Genomic DNA, 16,656 nt, shown 5'->3' with positions numbered 1-16,656 from the left:
GGCCAGCCGATGATTCGGGTGGCAGTCGATTTGCTGGGCGGAGACGCCGCGCCGCAGGCCGTGCTGGAGGCTGTGGCGGGCGCGCTCGACGCGTGGCCGGACGATCTCTTCCTCCTGCTCGTGGGGCCCGGCGATCTCCTGCGCGAAGCGCGAACCCGCTTTCCGCGCGACCGGGTGGCGTGGCTCGCGGCGGAGGAGTCCATCGGCCCCGCGGAACCGCCCGCCCTCGCCGTGCGGCGGAAGGCGGACAGCACCGTGGTCCGCGGCCTCGAGGCCGTGCGCGACGGGAGCGCTGACGGCTTCGTCTCCGCCGGGCCGACGGGGGCCACGGTCGTGGCCTCGGTGCTCACGCTCGGCCTGCTCCCCGGCGTGGACCGCCCGCCCGTCGGCGCCCTCTTCCCGACCGCGACCGGGCGCGTGCTCGTCATGGACGTGGGCGCGAACGTGGATGTTCGTCCGCGGCAACTGCACCAGTTCGCCCACCTGGGCTCGACGTATCTGCGCCGGACGCTCTCGATCGGCCGACCCCGGGTTGGCCTGCTCAACATCGGCGTGGAGGGCGAGAAGGGGGGGGATGCGATCGCGACGGCCCACGGCCTCCTCTCCGCCGACCCCGGGCTCCATTTCATCGGAAACGTGGAGGGACACCAGATCGTGACCGGCGCCTGCGACGTGCTCGTGTGCGGCGGCTTCGTCGGCAACGTGCTGCTCAAGTTCTACGAGTCGATCGCCGAGTTCGTGCTCGGGATCTTCCGCAGCGCCGGCGTCGGCGAGGGAGGCGAACTCGGCGAAGCGCTGCGCGTTCTCGACTATGCCGAATACGGCGGGGCGCCCCTGTTCGGCGTGGACGGGGTCGCGGTCATCTGTCACGGGACCTCGCCCGCGCGCGCCATCATGAACGGAATTCGCACGGCGGCCGACTGCGCCGCCTCGGGCTTCACCACCGTCACTCGCACCTCCCTCGCCCGGATGCGGGAGAGCGGCGCGTGAGCGGGGTCGCGCTCCTTTTCCCGGGACAGGGCTCCCAGTACGTGGGCATGGGACGGGATCTGGCGGAAGACGATGCGTCGGTGCGGGAACTCTACGAGCGGGCGGACGACACGCTCGGCATGCCGCTGAGCCGGATCTGCTGGCAGGGGCCGGAAGAGGAACTGCGGGCCACGGAGAACGCGCAGCCCGCGATCATGCTGCACTCCTTCGCCGTCTGGCGCCTCATCGCCGCGCGCGCCGGGAAGGCCGGCATCGGGGCGGGACATTCGCTCGGGGAGCTGTCGGCCTACCTCGTGTCCGACGCCTTCGGCTTCGAGGACGGCCTCCGGATCGTGCGCGAGCGCGGCCGGATGATGGGGGCTTCGGGCGCGGACCGGCCGGGTACGATGGCCGCCATCCTCGGGCTGGACGCCGAATCCGTCGCCGGCGCGTGCGAGCGGGCGGCGGAGGCAGGGGGGATCGCCGTGCCCGCGAATCTCAACGCGCCGGGCCAGGTCGTCATCAGCGGCGATCTCGACGCCGTGGCCGCGGCGGGCCGGCTCGCCTCGGAGGCCGGCGCGCGCCGCGTGCTCCCGCTCAACGTGAGCGGCGCGTTCCATTCGCCCCTGATGGCGACGGCGGCCGACGGGCTGGCGGCGACGCTCGATGGTACGCAGTGGCGGGACCCGTCGTTTCCCATCGTCTCCAACGCCACGGCGACACCCGTGACGGACTCGGGGGAGGCCCGGCGAACCCTCATCCTTCAGCTCACCTCGCCCGTCCGGTGGATGGAGGGGATCGAACGCATCCGCGAGACGGGCACCGCGCGCTGGCTGGAGGTCGGACCCGGCAACGTGCTCTCGGGCCTCGCCCGCCGCATCGATCGAAGTCTGCGCGTGACCGCGGTCGGAGATTCGCCGTCCGTGGACGCCTACCTGGGATCTTCGGACTAGCTGACTCGGACTCGCTGACGGGATGCCTGAATGAGTGAACTGACGGGAGAGATCGCCATCGTCACGGGGGCGACGCGCGGCATCGGGACCGCGATCGCGATGGAACTGGCCCGGGGGGGCGCCCGCGTCGCGGTGGTCGGCACGGGAGCGGATCGCGCTCAAGCCGTTGCCCGGGATTTGCCGGGAGACGGTCACGCGGGCTTCGGTTGCGACATCTCCGATCCGGGAGCGTGCAAGGGACTCGTAGCGGAGGTCTCTGAGAGTCTCGGGGCCGCGACGATCCTCGTGAACAACGCGGGCATCACGCGCGACAACATCCTCCTCCGCCTCAAGGACGAGGACTGGCGGTCCGTGCTCGACACGAATCTGTCGGGGGCCTTCTATCTCATGCGGGCCGTCGCCCGCGGCATGATGAAGCGGCGCGCCGGAAACATCGTGAACATCTCGAGCGTGGTGGGCTTGACGGGAAACCGCGGCCAGTCCAACTATGCGGCGGCCAAAGCCGCCCTGATCTCGCTCACCCGAAGCGTCGCTCAGGAACTCGCGAGTCGGGGCGTGCGGGCCAACGCGGTCGCCCCCGGGTTCATCTCGACCGACATGACCTCGGGACTGCCCGAAAGCGTCCAAAAAGCCATGTCGGAGAGGATTCCCCTCGGCCGGCCGGGGTCCCCGGAAGATGTCGCCACGGTGGTGCGATTTCTCGTCGGTCCCGGGGCTTCGTACGTTACCGGGCAGGTGATCGTCGTCGACGGCGGGATGGTCATGCAGTCCTAGCGACAACGCCGCATATTCGGTCGCCGGAAAGGGTCGGGAAACGGCGGGGCCTCGGGTCGGTCCCCTTCATACAAGGAGAACACGCAATCATGGACAACGCGGCACGCGTGCGGGAGATCATCGCGCAGGAACTCGGCGTGGAGCAGGAGAAGGTGGTGGACGACGCGAACTTCGTCGATGATCTGGGCGCCGACTCGCTCGATACCGTCGAACTCGTGATGGCTTTCGAGGAGGAGTTCGGGATCGAGATCCCGGATGAGGACGCGGAGAGGATGCAGACGGTCGCGGAGGCCATCGCGTATCTGAACGAGAAGGTCTAGCGAGGCTTCCTACGGGTGGCCATCGCCCGCGGGCCCTTCATTTCATGAGAAGACGTGTAGCGATCACGGGGATCGGCCTCGTCACCCCGATCGGGCTCGACCCCGACTCGACCTGGGACGCGCTCCTCCGCGGCGTGAGCGGCGCGGGGCCCATCACCCAGTTCGACGCATCCGACCAGTCGGTCCGCTTCGCCTGCGAGGTGAAGGACTTCGACCCGGCGAATTACATGGACCGGAAGGACGCCCGGCGGGCGGACCGGTTCCTCCACTTCGCGATGGCCGCGGCGGAGCAGGCCGTGACCGAGGCGGGGTTCGCGGAGGGGTTCGGAGCGCTTCCGCCGGATAGGGTCGGAGTGCTCATCGGCGTCGGGATCGGCGGGCTTCCGCTTCTCGAGGCGCAGCACGAAAAGCTGCTCGGCGGCGGGCCCCGGCGCGTCTCCCCGTTCTTCATCCCCATGTTCATCCCGGACATGGCCTCGGGGATGGTGTCGATGCGGTACGGGGCGCAGGGCCCCAACTATGCCACCGTCTCGGCCTGCGCGTCCAGCGGGCATTCCGTCGGGCTGGCCTTCCGCTCGATCCGGAACGGCGAAGCCGATGTGATGATCACGGGGGGCAGCGAGTCCACGATTACGCCGCTCGCGGTCGCCGGCTTCGCGAACATGCGGGCGATGTCGACGCGCAACGACGATCCGAAGCGAGCCTCGCGCCCCTTCGACGCGCACCGCGACGGGTTCGTGCTCGGGGAGGGCGCGGGGATGTTCGTCCTCGAGGAACTCGAGCACGCAAGGGCGCGCGGGGCGACGATCTTCGGGGAGGTGGCGGGCTTCGGGCAGAGCGCGGATGCCTACCACATGACGGCGCCGGCGCCGGATGGTTCAGGGGCACGGCTCGCCATGGAGCAGGCGCTCGAAGACGCGGGACTCGACGCGGCGGACGTCGGGTACATCAACGCGCACGGCACGTCGACGCCCGCGAACGACGTGTCCGAGACGAAGGCGATCAAGGATGTCCTGGGCGATCACGCGTACTCGATCGTCGTGGGTTCGACGAAGTCGATGACGGGACACACGCTCGGGGCGGCGGGGGCCATAGAGGGGGCGATCTCCGCGCTCGTCTGCCGGCGGGGGATCATCCCGCCCACGATCAACTTCGAGGAAGCGGATCCCGAGTGCGATCTCGAATACGCCCACGGAGGCGTGCTGGAACGAGAGGTCGAGGTCGCGCTCTCGAATTCTTTCGGGTTCGGCGGCCACAACGTCTGTCTGGCCGTCCGGCGCTGGAACGGGAACTAGCGGCCGTCCGCGCGGGGGGTGCCCGCGGCGGATCGGCCGGGAGGACAGGATGAGTTCGGTACTGGTGATGATGGGGTCGGAATCGGACATGCCCACCATGGACAAGGGCGTGGCGATCCTGCGCGAGCACGGGGTCGAGGTGCAGGTCGAGGTGAGTTCGGCCCACCGGCAGCCGAAGCGGACTGCGGAGTTGGCGGAGGGGGCGGCGGCAGCCGGCCATTCCGTCGTGATCTGCGGGGCGGGGTTGTCGGCGGCGCTGCCCGGCGTCGTGGCGGCGCATACCTCGCTGCCGGTGATCGGCGTCCCCGTTTCAGCGGGCACGCTCGGGGGGCTCGACGCGCTCCTGTCGTGCGCCCAGATGCCGCCGGGCGTCCCCGTCGCCGCCGTGGGCATCGACAACGCGAAGAACGCGGCCCACCTCGCCCTCCGCATCCTGGGCACGGGTCGGGACTAGTGTCCGGGACACGACCCTAGCTGGGCCGGGGAGCTTCGGCGGGTGCGGACCGGCGTCGGGTACGATTCCCACCGCTTCGATGAGACGCGGCCCCTCGTGCTGGGGGGCGTGGCGATCCCCGACGCGCCCGGACTGAAGGGACACTCCGACGGGGACGCGGTCGCGCACGCGATCACCGATGCGGTCCTGGGCGCCGCGGGCCTCGGAGACATCGGCGTCCTCTTTCCGGATACGGACCCCGCGTACGCGGGCGCCGACTCCATCGAACTCCTCGCCTCGGCGGTGCGCCGCCTGCGCGACGGGGGATTCCGGGTGGTGAACGTCGACGCGACCGTCATCGCCGAGCGGCCCCGCATCTCGCCGCACGCCGAGGCCATGCGGGAGCGGCTGGGAGAGGCTCTGGGCACGGGGGCGGCCGGCGTGTCGATCAAGGGGAAGTCGAACGAAGGGATGGGGTGGATCGGGCGGGGCGAGGGCCTCGCCGCCATCGCGGTCGCGACGGTGACCCCGGCTGCGGGGGACGGTGCCTGAGGTTCCGGGCGTTCAACCCCTCCTCGATTTCCTCCTCGCCCTGCCGGCGCTCACCGCCTACGCGCTCATCACCGCGGGCTCCGCGCTCGAGAACATCTTCCCGCCCGTCCCGTCCGACACGTTCGTCGTGCTCGGCGCCGTGCTCGCGGACCGGGGATCGCTGCAGCCCCTCCCCGTCCTCCTCTGCGCGTGGATCGCGAACTCCGGCGGCGCGATGGTCGTGTTCGGACTCGCGCGGCGGCGGGGCCGCGGCGCTTTCGAGACCGGCTGGGGCCGGCGCCTCCTCCGCCCGCACCAGTTCCGGCGCCTGGCCCGCTTCTACGAGCGGCACGGGTTGTGGGCCATCTTCTTCGCCCGCTGCCTGCCGGTGCTGCGCGTGGTCGTCCCCACCTTCGCGGGGTTCACGGGGTTGGGCGCGGTGCGGGCGATGGCCCCGGTCGTCGCCGCCTCGCTGCTCTGGAACGGGCTCATGCTGGCGGGGGGCCTGTTCGCCTCGCGCAACGTGGACCGCCTCATGGAGCTGCTGGGCCAGGTGAACGCCTGGCTGCTGCTCGTGGCCGCCATCCTCATCGGCGCCATCGTCGGCTGGTGGATCCGCAGCCGGCGCGACGATGGCAGTTCCGCGGACGGCGGATCGCGGGCATCGCCGTGACGCGAGAAGGCCCGGACATCGAGCGCGCCTTCCACCTCGAATCTTTCCGCGACCATCTCGGCTTCGAACGAGGACTCTCTCCGCGCACCATCGAAGCGTACCTGCGCGAAGCCCGGCGCTTCGCGGCGTTCGCGGCCTCGGAGGGCGTCGAGGGGCCGGCCGGGGTCACGTACGGGCTGCTTCGCGACCATGTCGCGCGGCTGGCCGGCGCGGGGCGGGCGGCCTCCACGGTCGCGCGTAGCGTCTATGCGCTGCGCGGTTACTTCCGCTTCCTCGTCGTCGAAGACGCCGTCGAATCCGATCCGAGCGAGCGCCTCGAAGCGCCGCGCGCGGGCCGCCCTCTCCCGGACGTGCTTTCCGTCCCCGAGATCGAGGCGCTGATCGGGGCGGGGGATCCGGAGAGCCGCACGGTGCGGCGAGACGAGGCGATGCTCGAGATCCTCTACGGCTGCGGGCTCCGCGTGTCCGAACTGGTCTCGCTGAAGGGGCGGGACCTCGACCTCGACGAGGCCCTCGTCCGCGTGCGGGGGAAGGGGGGGAAGGAGAGGTTCGTGCCAGTCGGCGCGGCTGCGCGCTCGGCGGTGCGCCGATACCTTCGAACCACCAGGCCGGCGCTCGACCGGGGAGGATCCGCCGGGCACATCTTTCTCAACGCCCGGGGGCTTCCGCTGAGCCGGATGGGCGTCTGGAAGATCCTTCGCCGCCACGTCGAGCGCGCCGGCATCCTGAAGCACGTGACGCCCCATACGTTGCGCCACAGCTTCGCGACGCACCTGCTCGAGGGAGGCGCCGACCTCGCGTCGGTCCAGGAGATGCTCGGACATGCAGACATCTCGACGACCGAGATCTACACGCACGTGGACCGGTCGCACCTGCGGCAGGTACACCGCAGCCACCATCCGCGTGGGTGACGGCGTCGTGGGGAACGACATTGCGGGTGAGCGGCGCAGATGCGGTTGACGCGCCTCCTCCACCTGTCGCGCAACCGGCGTCCGGTCCGGCGCTTCCGCGACCATCTCGTCGAACCCGAGGTCGTGGAGGCGGTGCTGGAAGCGGCGCGCTACGCATCTTCCGCCCGAGAGGCGCAGCCGTGGCGCTTCGTCGTCGTGCAGGAGGCGCTGGCGCGCCACAGGATCGCGGCGGCGGCCTTCAACCACCCGCACGTGATGACGGCGCCCGTCGTCGTCGCCTGCTGCGCGCGGATCCACTCGCACGTGAGCGGCACGGGCCGTCCGAGCTTCGCCATGGACCTCGCCGCCGCGACCCAGACGATGATGCTCGCGGCGGCGGATCTCGGCGTGCAGTCGAGCTGGGTCTACGGCTTCCGGGAGGGCAACGTCCGCGAGATCCTGGGCGTTCCGGAGCACGTGCCGATCGTGGCCCTCTTCTGCCTCGGGTACCACGATGGGCTGGCGGAGCTGCCGGAGCGGCTGCCGCGCGAGGAGGTGATCGCCTGGGACCGCTGGCGGACGCCGGTGAGGGCGGCCGAATGAAGCGCTACGTGCTTGCGGCCGCGCTCGCTGCGGGGCCAGCCGCCGGGCTGCCGGCCCCGGCGAGTGGGCAGGAGGTGTGGCTGGCGGAGGAGCCGCGGTCGGAGGCGCAGGCGGCGCTGGCGGCCTTCCTCGACGCCGGCGGCTTCGCGGTGTGGACGAGGGACACGGTTTTGGCCCGCGGGGACACGGTACCGGGCGCCGTCCTCCTGCTCGAGGGCACCGCTCGCATCGCCGGGCGAGTCGAGGGCGATCTCTACGTCGTCGACGGCGACCTCTTCCTTCGCTCCGGGGCGTCCATCGCCGGGGATGTGCTGGTGCTCGGGGGCGGGTTCTACGACTCGGACGTGGCGGAAGTCGAGGGGGCCGTCACTTATCGTCCGAACGAGCCGCTCCGCGTCCGGCCCTCGCGGGGCGGATTCGAGATCATCCCGGAAATCGAGCCGGAGCCCGCCTTCGAACTCGACGGCACGTTGGGCTTCCATCTCCCCACCTACGACCGGGTGAACGGCCTTTCGATCCCCGTCGGCGCGCTGGCCCGCCTCCCCACCGATCCCGGCCGCCCCGAAATCGCGGGCGGCCTCACCTGGATCCCCGCCCGCGAGGACGTAGACTACCGCCTCCACAGCTCCGGGCGCTTCGGCGAACGTTTACGGCTGGGCCTGTTCGCGACGAGCGCCGTGGTCAGCAACGAAGAGTGGATCCGCCCGACCTGGTACAACAGCCTCGCGCACTTCGTGGCCGGCGACGACGTCGGCAGCCACTACGACTCGCGGGAGATCGGCCTGGAACTGGAATGGACCTCGCCGGAGCCGCCCGTGTGGGAAGATGCGCCCCGCTGGCGCGTCGTCGCGGCGCTGGGACGCGAACAGGCGGAGGACTTTCGCTTCCGCAACGTGACGATCCTCTTTGGCGAGGAGCCGCCGGGGCCGTTCCCGTCGCTCCCGGACTACGATCCTCATCTCCAGATTGACAACGGAAGCCTGTGGTTCGGGCGCCTCGGCTTCGAGTGGGAGTCGCAGGGTAGAGGCGGGCACAATGCGATGGGTCTCGGTGTCGAGGTCGGGTTGGAGGACGAGCTCAGCCACATCACGGTCGGCCTCGGCCCGATACCGAAGTACAACTTCCTGCTGGTGGAGGGGCGCGTCTCCGCTCGTCGGGTGCTGGCGTCGGGGCATGCCGTCGAAGCCTTCGGGATCGGGCGCTTCGACGTGAGCGGACGTTTGCCCATGCAGCGCTACTCGATGATCGGGGGGATCGGAACGCTGCCCACCATGCCGCTGCGCGGCCGGCGCGGCCCCCGCCTCGTCTACGCGGAAGCCGCGTACGCCATCCCCCTCCTCGGCGACGCCGCACTCGGGGGCGTGGACGTGTTCGCGCGCGGCAGCGGGGGAGGGATCGACTCGCCTTGGGACGAGTTCGAATTGTACGGCTCGGTCCAGGGCGGGCTGGCTCTGCGGATGTGGGATTTCCGGCTCGAGTTCGGGGTGGCCGCCGGCTCCACGGCGGAGCCCGGCGATCCCGGCCTCATCGCCTTCGTGGACATCCGAACCCGCCGCTCCGCGCGACCCACGCGCATGCCGCCGCCGCGCTGATTTCACGGGCTGCTCCGGCCCGGCCCGAGCGCCCGTCGAAGGCCGGTGGAGTTTTTGACAACCCCCGAGCGCGGGCCTAGCTTTTCGCGATGCCGCCTCGGACCGTCTCCCGGCCCTCCCAGCGATGGGCGTGATCTGCGTCCTTCCCGCCCGTATCTCCAGCACCCGTATCTCCAGGAAGCCCCTCCAGCCGCTGGCTGGCCGCACGCTGCTTGAGTGGTGCTGGCGCGCCGCCTCGGCGATCCGCGCCTTCGACGGGGTCGTGATCGCGACGGACAGCGACGAGATCGAGGAGTGCGCGCGGGGGTTCGATGCGGAGGTCGTTCGCACGCGGCCGGACCACCCATCCGGCACGGACCGCGTGGATGAGGCCGCCGACCTTCTCGGCGCAGCGCAGGATGACGTCGTCGTGAACTTCCAGGCGGACGAGCCGTTCGTGGACGGAGGGGCGGTCGAGGGCGCCGTGCGGAGAGCGCAGGAAGTCGCGACGATCGCGGCCCCGATCCGCGGGGCGGACGAGTGGCGGTCCCCGGCCGTGGTCAAGGTCGCCCGGGCCGCCGACGGAAGGGCGCTCTACTTCAGTCGCAGCCCCATCCCGTTCTCGCGAGACGAGTCGCTGGAGTTCGGAAGTCGGGCGCGGCTGCGCCACATCGGGGTGTACGCGTGCCGGCGCTCCGCACTCAAGCGGTGGGCGGCCCTGCCCGAGTCCTCGCTCGAGCGCGCCGAGCGGCTGGAACAGTTGAGGGCGCTCGAGGCGGGCATGCGGATCCACGTCGAACTCGGTCCCTGGACCGAGCCGGGAGTCGATCTGCCGGCCGACATCGCGCGGGCGGAACGGGTATTGTCCAGCAAGGAGGTGGGGGGATGAGGGACGACGAATCACCGACGAGGTACATCTTCATCACGGGAGGGGTCGTCTCCGCGCTGGGGAAGGGGATCACCGCGGCCTCGATCGGGCGCCTGCTCGTCGAGCGCGGCCTGCGCGTGACGATCCAGAAGTTCGACCCGTACCTCAACGTCGACCCGGGGACGATGTCGCCGTTCCAGCACGGCGAGGTCTACGTGACGGACGACGGGGCGGAGACCGACCTCGACCTCGGCCACTACGAACGGTTCATCGACGAGTCGCTCTCGCAGGCGAACAACGTCACGACGGGCCGCGTCTACCAGGACATCATCACGAAGGAGCGGCGCGGCGACTTCCTCGGCGTCACGGTCCAGGTCATCCCGCACGTGACGGACGAGATCAAGACGGCGGCGCGGCGTCTGGCGCCGAACCACGACGTCGTGATCACGGAGATCGGCGGAACCGTCGGCGACATCGAGTCGCTCCCCTTCCTGGAAGCGATCCGGCAGTTCCGGCAGGATGTGGGCCGCGAGCACTCCCTCTTCATCCACCTCACCCTCGTCCCCTGGATCAACGCATCCGGCGAACTGAAGACGAAGCCGACGCAGCACTCGGTGCGGGAACTCCTGAGCATCGGGATCCAGCCCGACCTGCTCGTGTGCCGTACGGAGCACGACCTCGATGACGGGATCAAGCAGAAGATCGCCCGCTTCTGCAACGTCGACGTGAACCGGGTCATCGAGTCGCGGGACGTATCGACGATCTATGAACTCCCGCTCGCCTATCGCGCGCAGGAGGTGGACGACCGCATCTGCGAGCAGTTCGGGTTCGACACGCCTCCACCCGATCTCGACGGCTGGCAGGCGATGGTCGACCGGATCAAGAACCCGGCGAACGGCAAGGTCCGGATCTGCGTGGTGGGGAAGTACACGGAACTCGTGGACTCGTACAAGTCGATCGCGGAGGCGTTCGTCCACGGCGGGGCCGTGAATGACGTTGAAGTGGATGTCGAGTGGAGGTCCGCGGAGGACGTGGAGGCGCGAGGGACCGATCTCCTCGAACGCTTCCACGGCGTGCTCATCCCGGGCGGCTTCGGGGAGCGCGGCATCGACGGGATGATCGACACGATCCGGTTCGTGCGGGAGCGAGAGATCCCCTATTTCGGGATCTGTCTGGGCTTGCAGTGCGCGATCATCGAGTTCGCGCGCAACGTGTGCGGTCTCACGACGGCCCACTCGTCCGAGTTCGATCCGAGGACGAGCCATCCCGTGATCTCGCTCCTGGACTCGCAGCACCAGGTGACGGACATGGGCGGAACCATGCGACTCGGGGCCTATCCGTGTCTGCTGCAGCCGGAGTCCCGGGCGCACGAAGTGTACGGGGATGACGAGATCTCCGAGCGGCACCGCCACCGCTACGAGGTCAACCCGACCTACCGGGAGACGCTGGAACAGAGGGGGATGGTCTTCAGCGGCATGTCCCCGGACGGCGGACTCGTCGAGATGCTCGAACTTCCCGGGCACCCGTACTTCCTCGGCACGCAGTTTCACCCGGAACTCAAGTCGCGGCCGACGAAGGCTCACCCGCTCTTCGCGGCGTTCGTCGAGGCGGCGGTGACGCGGCGGGACGCGGTGCGGAGCGCGCCCGGCGATTCGGCGGAACGGAGTCAGACAGCCGAGGAGTGGGCGGACTCGGCGGCGGCCCGGACGAACGGGGTCACGGTCGGGAGATGAAGCCGGGGCGTCCCTCGTTTTTTTCGGGTCGCCGGGGCACATCGCTCTTTCTCATCGCGGGGCCGTGCGTGCTCGAGGACGACGCTCTGAACTTCGAGATCGCGGACCATCTCGCGGAACTCGGAGAGCGGCTCGACCTGCCGGTGACGTTCAAGGCCTCGTTCGACAAGGCGAACCGGAGTTCCGCGCTGTCTCCGCGAGGACCGGGTCTCGAAGCCGGGCTGGCGGCGCTCGCCCGGGTGCGCGACCGCTCCGGCCTCCCGCTGCTCACGGACATTCACCTCCCCGAACAGGCGGCGCGCGCGGCGGCGGTCGTCGACGCGCTCCAGATCCCCGCCTTCCTCTGCCGGCAGACGGACCTGCTGGAGGCGGCGGCCGCCACGGAACGGCCGGTGAACGTGAAGAAAGGGCAGTGGATGGCTCCGCGGGATGTCGGGGGCGTGATCGGGAAGCTTCGGTACGCGGGGGCGCAGGACGTGGCGGTGACGGAACGCGGGTTCGCCTTCGGCTACGGGCGCTGGGTCGTCGACATGCGGAACTTCGCCCTCATGCGCGAGGCGACGCGCTGCCCGACGGTGTTCGACGCGTCCCACGCCGTGCAGTTGCCGGGCGGGGAAGGGATGTGGAGCGGCGGGGAGCCGGAACACATCGGGCGGCTTGCGGCGGCGGCGGTCGCGGCCGGGGCCGACGGCCTCTTCATCGAGGTGCACCCGGATCCCCCCGGGGCCCCCTCCGACGGGTCGAACATGCTGCCGCTCGCCGAACTCGAGCGCGTCATGGTCCGGGCGCTGCGCGTGCACGAGGCCGTGGCGGTCTGAGAGCCCGGTCCCCATGAACCCTGGAGCTGTGAGGCCCGTGATGGATCGCCGGCTGGCGGAGTCCGTCCGCTTCGTGTCCCTCGACGTGGACGGCGTGCTCACGGATGGTTCGATCTGGGTGGGCGCGGAGTCCGACCTCAGCGCCCCCCGGGACCTCCGCCGCTTTCACGCCCTCGATGGCCTGGCGATCCGGCTGATGCAGCGGGCGGGACTCGTGGTCGCGTTCCTCAGCGGCAAGCGGTCGACCGCCGTCCGCCTGCGGGCGCGGGAGCTGGATATCGCGGAGGTTTCGCTCGGCTCTCGAAAGGGAAAGCTTTCGGCGCTTCGGGGTATGCTCGCGCGACGCGGTTGCACGTGGGACCAGGCCGCGCACCTTGGCGACGATCTCACGGACCTGGCGGTCATGGAACGGGTGCGCCTGCCGGCCGCCGTCGTCGGCGCGGTGCCCGAAGTCCGGGCCGCCGCGCGGTGGGTGGGGACGGTGCCCGGCGGGGAGGGGGCGGTGCGCGAATTTGCGGAAGCGCTGCTCGTCGCCCGGGGGGAGTGGGATGGGCTGGTGACGGAGTTTCGGGAAGGAGGACGGTTTGCAGGTTGAACGCGGGGGACGCACGGGCCGCGCCGGCGCGCTAGGTCTGTTCGCCTGGGGCTCGCTGCTGCCCTTCACCGCCGCGTGCGGGTCCGACGAGGGGCCTCCGACGGCGAGCGAACCGCTGCCCGAAGGGGTGGACACCGCCGTGCGCGGGATGCGGACGTTCGTCACGCGCGATGGGGTTCGGCGCGCCCTCGTGGAAGCCGATACCGCGGAATGGCGCGTGGGGAACGAGATTCACCTGCGGCAGATGACGCTGACCTTCTTCGACCCGAACGGACTGGAATCGACCGAGGTGACCGCCGAGTTCGGGATCTTCTACCAAATCAGCGGCGACCTCGAGGCCGAACGGCAGGTGGTGGTGATCGACCGCGTGGACCACCAGCGTCTCGAGACTGACCGCATCGAATACCGGAACCTGGACGGCCGCCTGTACGGCGATACCGCCTTCCGTCTCCTGCACGATACGGAGGGTCTGACGCTTCAGGGGACGGGGTTCGAGTCGGACCCCGCGCTCGACTCGGTCATCGTCCTGAATCAGGAAGGGGAGATGCGACCCGGGGTCGCCTTCACGGAGACGATCCCCCTGCCGGCGGTTCCGGCCGGGGACACGGCGGAAGCGGTCGCGGAGCCGGCCGTCGGGGAGCCCGTCGCGGACGAGCCGGCGACAGGCGACTCGATGGCGGTGGAGACTGACCCAGAGGCGGTGGATCCGGCGGCCGAGACTGCCCCGACGGTCGAGATCGACCCGGCGGCGGAGGTGGATCCGGCGGCGGAGATCGACCTGGAGGCAGTCCCGCCGGACAGCCTGGCGGCCCCGCCCGACACCGTGGAGACGCCACCCGACACGACCGGGGCGGCGGCCCCGCCCGACACCGTGGAGACGCCACCCGATACGACCGCGACGGCGACCCCGCCGGACAGCCTGGGGGCGCCGCCCGATACCACGGCGGCGACGCGCCGGTGACTCTAACACGCATCCGTTCCGCGGGCTGTCTCGCGGTGGCGGCGTGGCTCGCCGGTTCGCTCACCGGCCCGCTCGCCGCGCAGGAGCCCGAGGCCGGCGTCGGGTCGGCGCTCGGCCAGTGCAGCCTCCGGTGGCGCCCGCTCGAAGACGACACGAGGAGCGTCACGAACCGGGACGTGTCCGGGGCGCACGTCACGGTGCTCAGCGGCCGATACCTGTGGACTTGCGGTAACGCCACCATGGAGGCGGACAGCGCCATAAAGCGGGACGGCCCCCGGCAGGTCGAACTCCTAGGCGCGGTGGTCTACAAGGATTCGATCAGGACGCTGAACTCGGAACGGCTCCTGTACTTCCAGCTCTCCGATTTCATCATCGCCGAAGAGGATGTCGAACTCGTCCGTCAAACGGATCGCTCGACCCTCATCGGCCCCCGCGTGGAGTTTCTGCGCGCCGTCTCCGGCATCGACGCCGTCACGACCGCGCCCGGACGGCCTACCGTTACGTTCTATCCGACGAACACCGAGTCGCCGGAGCCGTTCACGGTGGAATCGGAGCTGGCCATCTTTGCCGGCGAGGACGAGGCGCGCTTCTACGGCGAAGCGGTCGTGAATCGGAGCGACCTGAACGCCCAGGCGGACAGCGCCCTGCTCACTCGAGCCGATGGCCTGGGCGTTCTGTGGGGCGAGCCGTGGCTCGAGGCCGAGGGGATCCGGCTGGAAGGCGACTCGATACGTTTCGTCTCCCAAAACGAGGAACTCGAGGAAATCCACGCCATCGGCGATGGCTATGCGTCCGGGGAGAGGTTCGAGGTGGCGGCGGAACTGATCGACATCGACCTGGCGAATCGCGAAGTGGAACAGGTGCAGGCGCACGGGGAGGGTGTGAGCCGGGCGCTGTCCGGTGGCCACGAGCTTCGGGGTGACTCGATTCACTTCGTGATGTACCGGAGCCAGATCGACACGGCATATGCGCTCGGCGGCGCGGTCGCGGTCCAGCGCGACTCGTCCTGGGCCGTGCCGCCCGGGCCGGCGATGGCCGATTCGGCCGCGGCGGATTCAATCACCTCCGCACCAACGGCCAGCGATTCGACGGCTCCCGACGCGACCGCCGCGGACTCGGCGGCCGTTGCCCGGGACAGCGCGGCGGTCCCCGCCTCGCCGGATTCCGCTGGAGTCGGCGCCGGCTCCAGCGCCGTCGCGGCCGACACCGCCGCTGCCGCCGCCGACACTTCCGCCGCCCCGGCAGCGGATACCAGCGCCGCCACGGTCGACACTGCGGCGGTCGCACCCGCAGCGGAGGCGGAGGACAGGGAGCCGGCCGAGATCGAACTGCCGACCGACGGCTCGGCGAACTGGGCGCGCGGCGACACGCTCATCGCGGTCTTCGAGCGCTCCGAGGCCCCGGTCGCGGATGCGGCTACCGCACCGGACCCCTTCATGCGGCAACTCGTGCTCGAGGGCAATGCCAGCGCTTTCTACCGGATGGTCCGGGATTCGACGGCGAGCGTGCGACCGTCGCTGAACTATCTCGTGGCGCGGCGCATCCAGGTGGACTTCGAGGGGGGAGCACCCACGGGGGTCGAGGGAGAACACGCGATCGGCGCCTACCTCGAACCGAGGGAGGTGTTCGGGACGCCGTCGCCAGCGGATAGCGCCGCCGCGGACAGCGCCGCCGCGGTGGCCGACAGCGCGGCCGTGGCCGACAGTACGGGAGCCGCGGCCGACTCGCTCGGTGCGTCTCCGGACACGGCGAGCGTCCGACCCGACAGCGCGGCGGCGCCGCCCGATACCGTCGGGGCGCCCCCGGGCACCGTGCGCCGGCGAGGGCTCCCCGGGAGCGGGGATGTGCAACTTGCCGTGCGCAACCGCCAACCGGGACAGGGGCGGCGCACCACGTTCGGTGCGTCTCCGGTGCTCAGACCCGTCAGACTCTGGAGACCGCGTTGAGCAGTGTACTACGGGCCGAGGGCCTCGTCCGCTCCTTCAAGCGTCGCTGTGTCGTGAACCAGGTGGAGATCGAGGTGCGGCAGGGAGAGGTTGTCGGACTGCTCGGCCCCAACGGCGCGGGGAAGACGACGACCTTCTACATGATCGTCGGACTCCTCAAGGCGGATGAGGGACGCGTCTACCTCGACAGCGACGAACTCACGAGCTGGCCCATGTACCGGCGCGCGCGCGCCGGCATCGGCTATCTCCCGCAGGAAGCGTCGATCTTCCAGAAACTCACCGTCGAACAGAACGTGATGGCGATCCTCGAGACCCTGAAGATGTCGCGGCAGGAGCGGCGCGATCGCCTGGAGGAGTTGCTCGACGAACTGTCCATCAAGCACCTTCGGGCGAACAAGGCCTATTCGCTCTCCGGGGGAGAGCGGCGGCGGCTGGAGATCACCCGGGCGTTGGCGACCCGGCCCAAGTTCCTCCTGCTCGATGAACCCTTCACCGGGGTCGATCCCATCGCGATCGACGACATTCAGCGGATTGTGCGCGGCCTCAGGGAAAAGGGTCTGGGGGTTCTCATCACCGATCACAACGTGCGCGAGACGCTGTCGATCACGGATCGCGCCTACCTCCTGTTCGAAGGCAAGATCCTGGTGCAGGGCGAGGCGGACCACCTCGTGAACGACCCGGAAGCCCGGCAACTGTACCTCGGGGAGGACTTCAGGCTCTGAA

Annotated in this window: 18 protein-coding genes; all 18 read left to right on the top strand. The window is 70.3% G+C overall.

All coding sequences use genetic code 11. The features are described from left to right. Positions 1 to 9: 9 nt before the first annotated feature. The 18 genes from plsX to lptB all read left to right on the top strand — a co-directional run bounded on the left by plsX (position 10) and on the right by lptB (position 16,655). Positions 10 to 990 (top strand): phosphate acyltransferase PlsX, encoded by a 981-nt coding sequence (gene plsX / locus RN743_RS07780; protein ID WP_310778466.1) that lies wholly within the window; start codon positions 10 to 12, stop codon positions 988 to 990. Next, positions 987 to 1,922 carry an ACP S-malonyltransferase gene (fabD, locus tag RN743_RS07775; protein WP_310778464.1) on the top strand — a complete coding sequence of 312 codons (936 nt, stop codon included), beginning with the start codon at positions 987 to 989 and terminating at the stop codon, positions 1,920 to 1,922. Before plsX ends, fabD begins: the two co-directional genes overlap by 4 nt. A gap of 30 nt (positions 1,923 to 1,952) precedes the next feature. Next, entirely contained in the window at positions 1,953 to 2,696 is a 744-nt protein-coding gene (gene fabG, locus RN743_RS07770; protein WP_310778460.1) for a 3-oxoacyl-[acyl-carrier-protein] reductase, read from the top strand. A gap of 89 nt (positions 2,697 to 2,785) precedes the next feature. Beyond that, positions 2,786 to 3,016 carry an acyl carrier protein gene (locus RN743_RS07765; protein ID WP_310778457.1) on the top strand — a complete coding sequence of 77 codons (231 nt, stop codon included), beginning with the start codon at positions 2,786 to 2,788 and terminating at the stop codon, positions 3,014 to 3,016. A gap of 44 nt (positions 3,017 to 3,060) precedes the next feature. After that, positions 3,061 to 4,311 carry a beta-ketoacyl-ACP synthase II gene (gene fabF, locus RN743_RS07760; protein WP_310778454.1) on the top strand — a complete coding sequence of 417 codons (1,251 nt, stop codon included), beginning with the start codon at positions 3,061 to 3,063 and terminating at the stop codon, positions 4,309 to 4,311. Between the two features lie 49 nt (positions 4,312 to 4,360). After that, positions 4,361 to 4,765 (top strand): 5-(carboxyamino)imidazole ribonucleotide mutase, encoded by a 405-nt coding sequence (gene purE / locus RN743_RS07755; protein WP_310778451.1) that lies wholly within the window; start codon positions 4,361 to 4,363, stop codon positions 4,763 to 4,765. A 42-nt stretch (positions 4,766 to 4,807) separates the two neighbouring features. Next, positions 4,808 to 5,296, top strand: a complete 489-nt coding sequence (gene ispF, locus RN743_RS07750) for a 2-C-methyl-D-erythritol 2,4-cyclodiphosphate synthase (protein WP_310778448.1) — start codon at positions 4,808 to 4,810, stop codon at positions 5,294 to 5,296. After that, positions 5,289 to 5,948 carry a DedA family protein gene (locus tag RN743_RS07745; protein WP_310778445.1) on the top strand — a complete coding sequence of 220 codons (660 nt, stop codon included), beginning with the start codon at positions 5,289 to 5,291 and terminating at the stop codon, positions 5,946 to 5,948. Before ispF ends, RN743_RS07745 begins: the two co-directional genes overlap by 8 nt. After that, complete coding sequence (gene xerD / locus RN743_RS07740) at positions 5,945 to 6,859, top strand: site-specific tyrosine recombinase XerD (RefSeq protein WP_343219004.1); 915 nt, start codon at positions 5,945 to 5,947, stop codon at positions 6,857 to 6,859. The genes RN743_RS07745 and xerD overlap by 4 nt, the downstream gene beginning before the upstream one ends. Positions 6,860 to 6,898: 39 nt before the next feature. Then, the gene (locus RN743_RS07735; protein ID WP_310778443.1) at positions 6,899 to 7,441 is read left to right on the top strand and encodes a nitroreductase family protein; all 543 of its coding nucleotides are present in this window, start codon (positions 6,899 to 6,901) and stop codon (positions 7,439 to 7,441) included. After that, a complete protein-coding gene (locus RN743_RS07730; protein WP_310778440.1) occupies positions 7,438 to 9,033 on the top strand; it encodes a polymer-forming cytoskeletal protein in 1,596 nt (531 codons plus the stop codon). Before RN743_RS07735 ends, RN743_RS07730 begins: the two co-directional genes overlap by 4 nt. Positions 9,034 to 9,163: 130 nt before the next feature. Continuing rightward, positions 9,164 to 9,901: a 3-deoxy-manno-octulosonate cytidylyltransferase gene (gene kdsB / locus RN743_RS07725; protein ID WP_310778437.1), complete on the top strand. Its 738-nt coding sequence runs from the start codon at positions 9,164 to 9,166 to the stop codon at positions 9,899 to 9,901. Further along, positions 9,898 to 11,613 (top strand): CTP synthase, encoded by a 1,716-nt coding sequence (locus tag RN743_RS07720; protein ID WP_310778435.1) that lies wholly within the window; start codon positions 9,898 to 9,900, stop codon positions 11,611 to 11,613. Before kdsB ends, RN743_RS07720 begins: the two co-directional genes overlap by 4 nt. Beyond that, positions 11,610 to 12,431 (top strand): 3-deoxy-8-phosphooctulonate synthase, encoded by an 822-nt coding sequence (kdsA, locus tag RN743_RS07715; protein ID WP_310778432.1) that lies wholly within the window; start codon positions 11,610 to 11,612, stop codon positions 12,429 to 12,431. Before RN743_RS07720 ends, kdsA begins: the two co-directional genes overlap by 4 nt. A gap of 37 nt (positions 12,432 to 12,468) precedes the next feature. Continuing rightward, the gene (locus RN743_RS07710) at positions 12,469 to 13,026 is read left to right on the top strand and encodes a hypothetical protein (RefSeq protein ID WP_310778429.1); all 558 of its coding nucleotides are present in this window, start codon (positions 12,469 to 12,471) and stop codon (positions 13,024 to 13,026) included. Then, positions 13,016 to 13,987: a hypothetical protein gene (locus RN743_RS07705; RefSeq protein WP_310778426.1), complete on the top strand. Its 972-nt coding sequence runs from the start codon at positions 13,016 to 13,018 to the stop codon at positions 13,985 to 13,987. The genes RN743_RS07710 and RN743_RS07705 overlap by 11 nt, the downstream gene beginning before the upstream one ends. Then, positions 13,984 to 15,933: a hypothetical protein gene (locus RN743_RS07700; protein WP_310778424.1), complete on the top strand. Its 1,950-nt coding sequence runs from the start codon at positions 13,984 to 13,986 to the stop codon at positions 15,931 to 15,933. The genes RN743_RS07705 and RN743_RS07700 overlap by 4 nt, the downstream gene beginning before the upstream one ends. Further along, positions 15,930 to 16,655 carry an LPS export ABC transporter ATP-binding protein gene (gene lptB, locus RN743_RS07695; RefSeq protein WP_310778422.1) on the top strand — a complete coding sequence of 242 codons (726 nt, stop codon included), beginning with the start codon at positions 15,930 to 15,932 and terminating at the stop codon, positions 16,653 to 16,655. Before RN743_RS07700 ends, lptB begins: the two co-directional genes overlap by 4 nt. The last annotated feature ends 1 nt before the right edge of the window (position 16,656 follow it).

Source organism: Candidatus Palauibacter scopulicola, assembly GCF_947581915.1.
In the GTDB taxonomy this organism is placed as follows: Bacteria; Gemmatimonadota; Gemmatimonadetes; order Palauibacterales; family Palauibacteraceae; genus Palauibacter; species Palauibacter scopulicola.
This window is presented reverse-complemented; position numbering and strand designations above follow the sequence as displayed.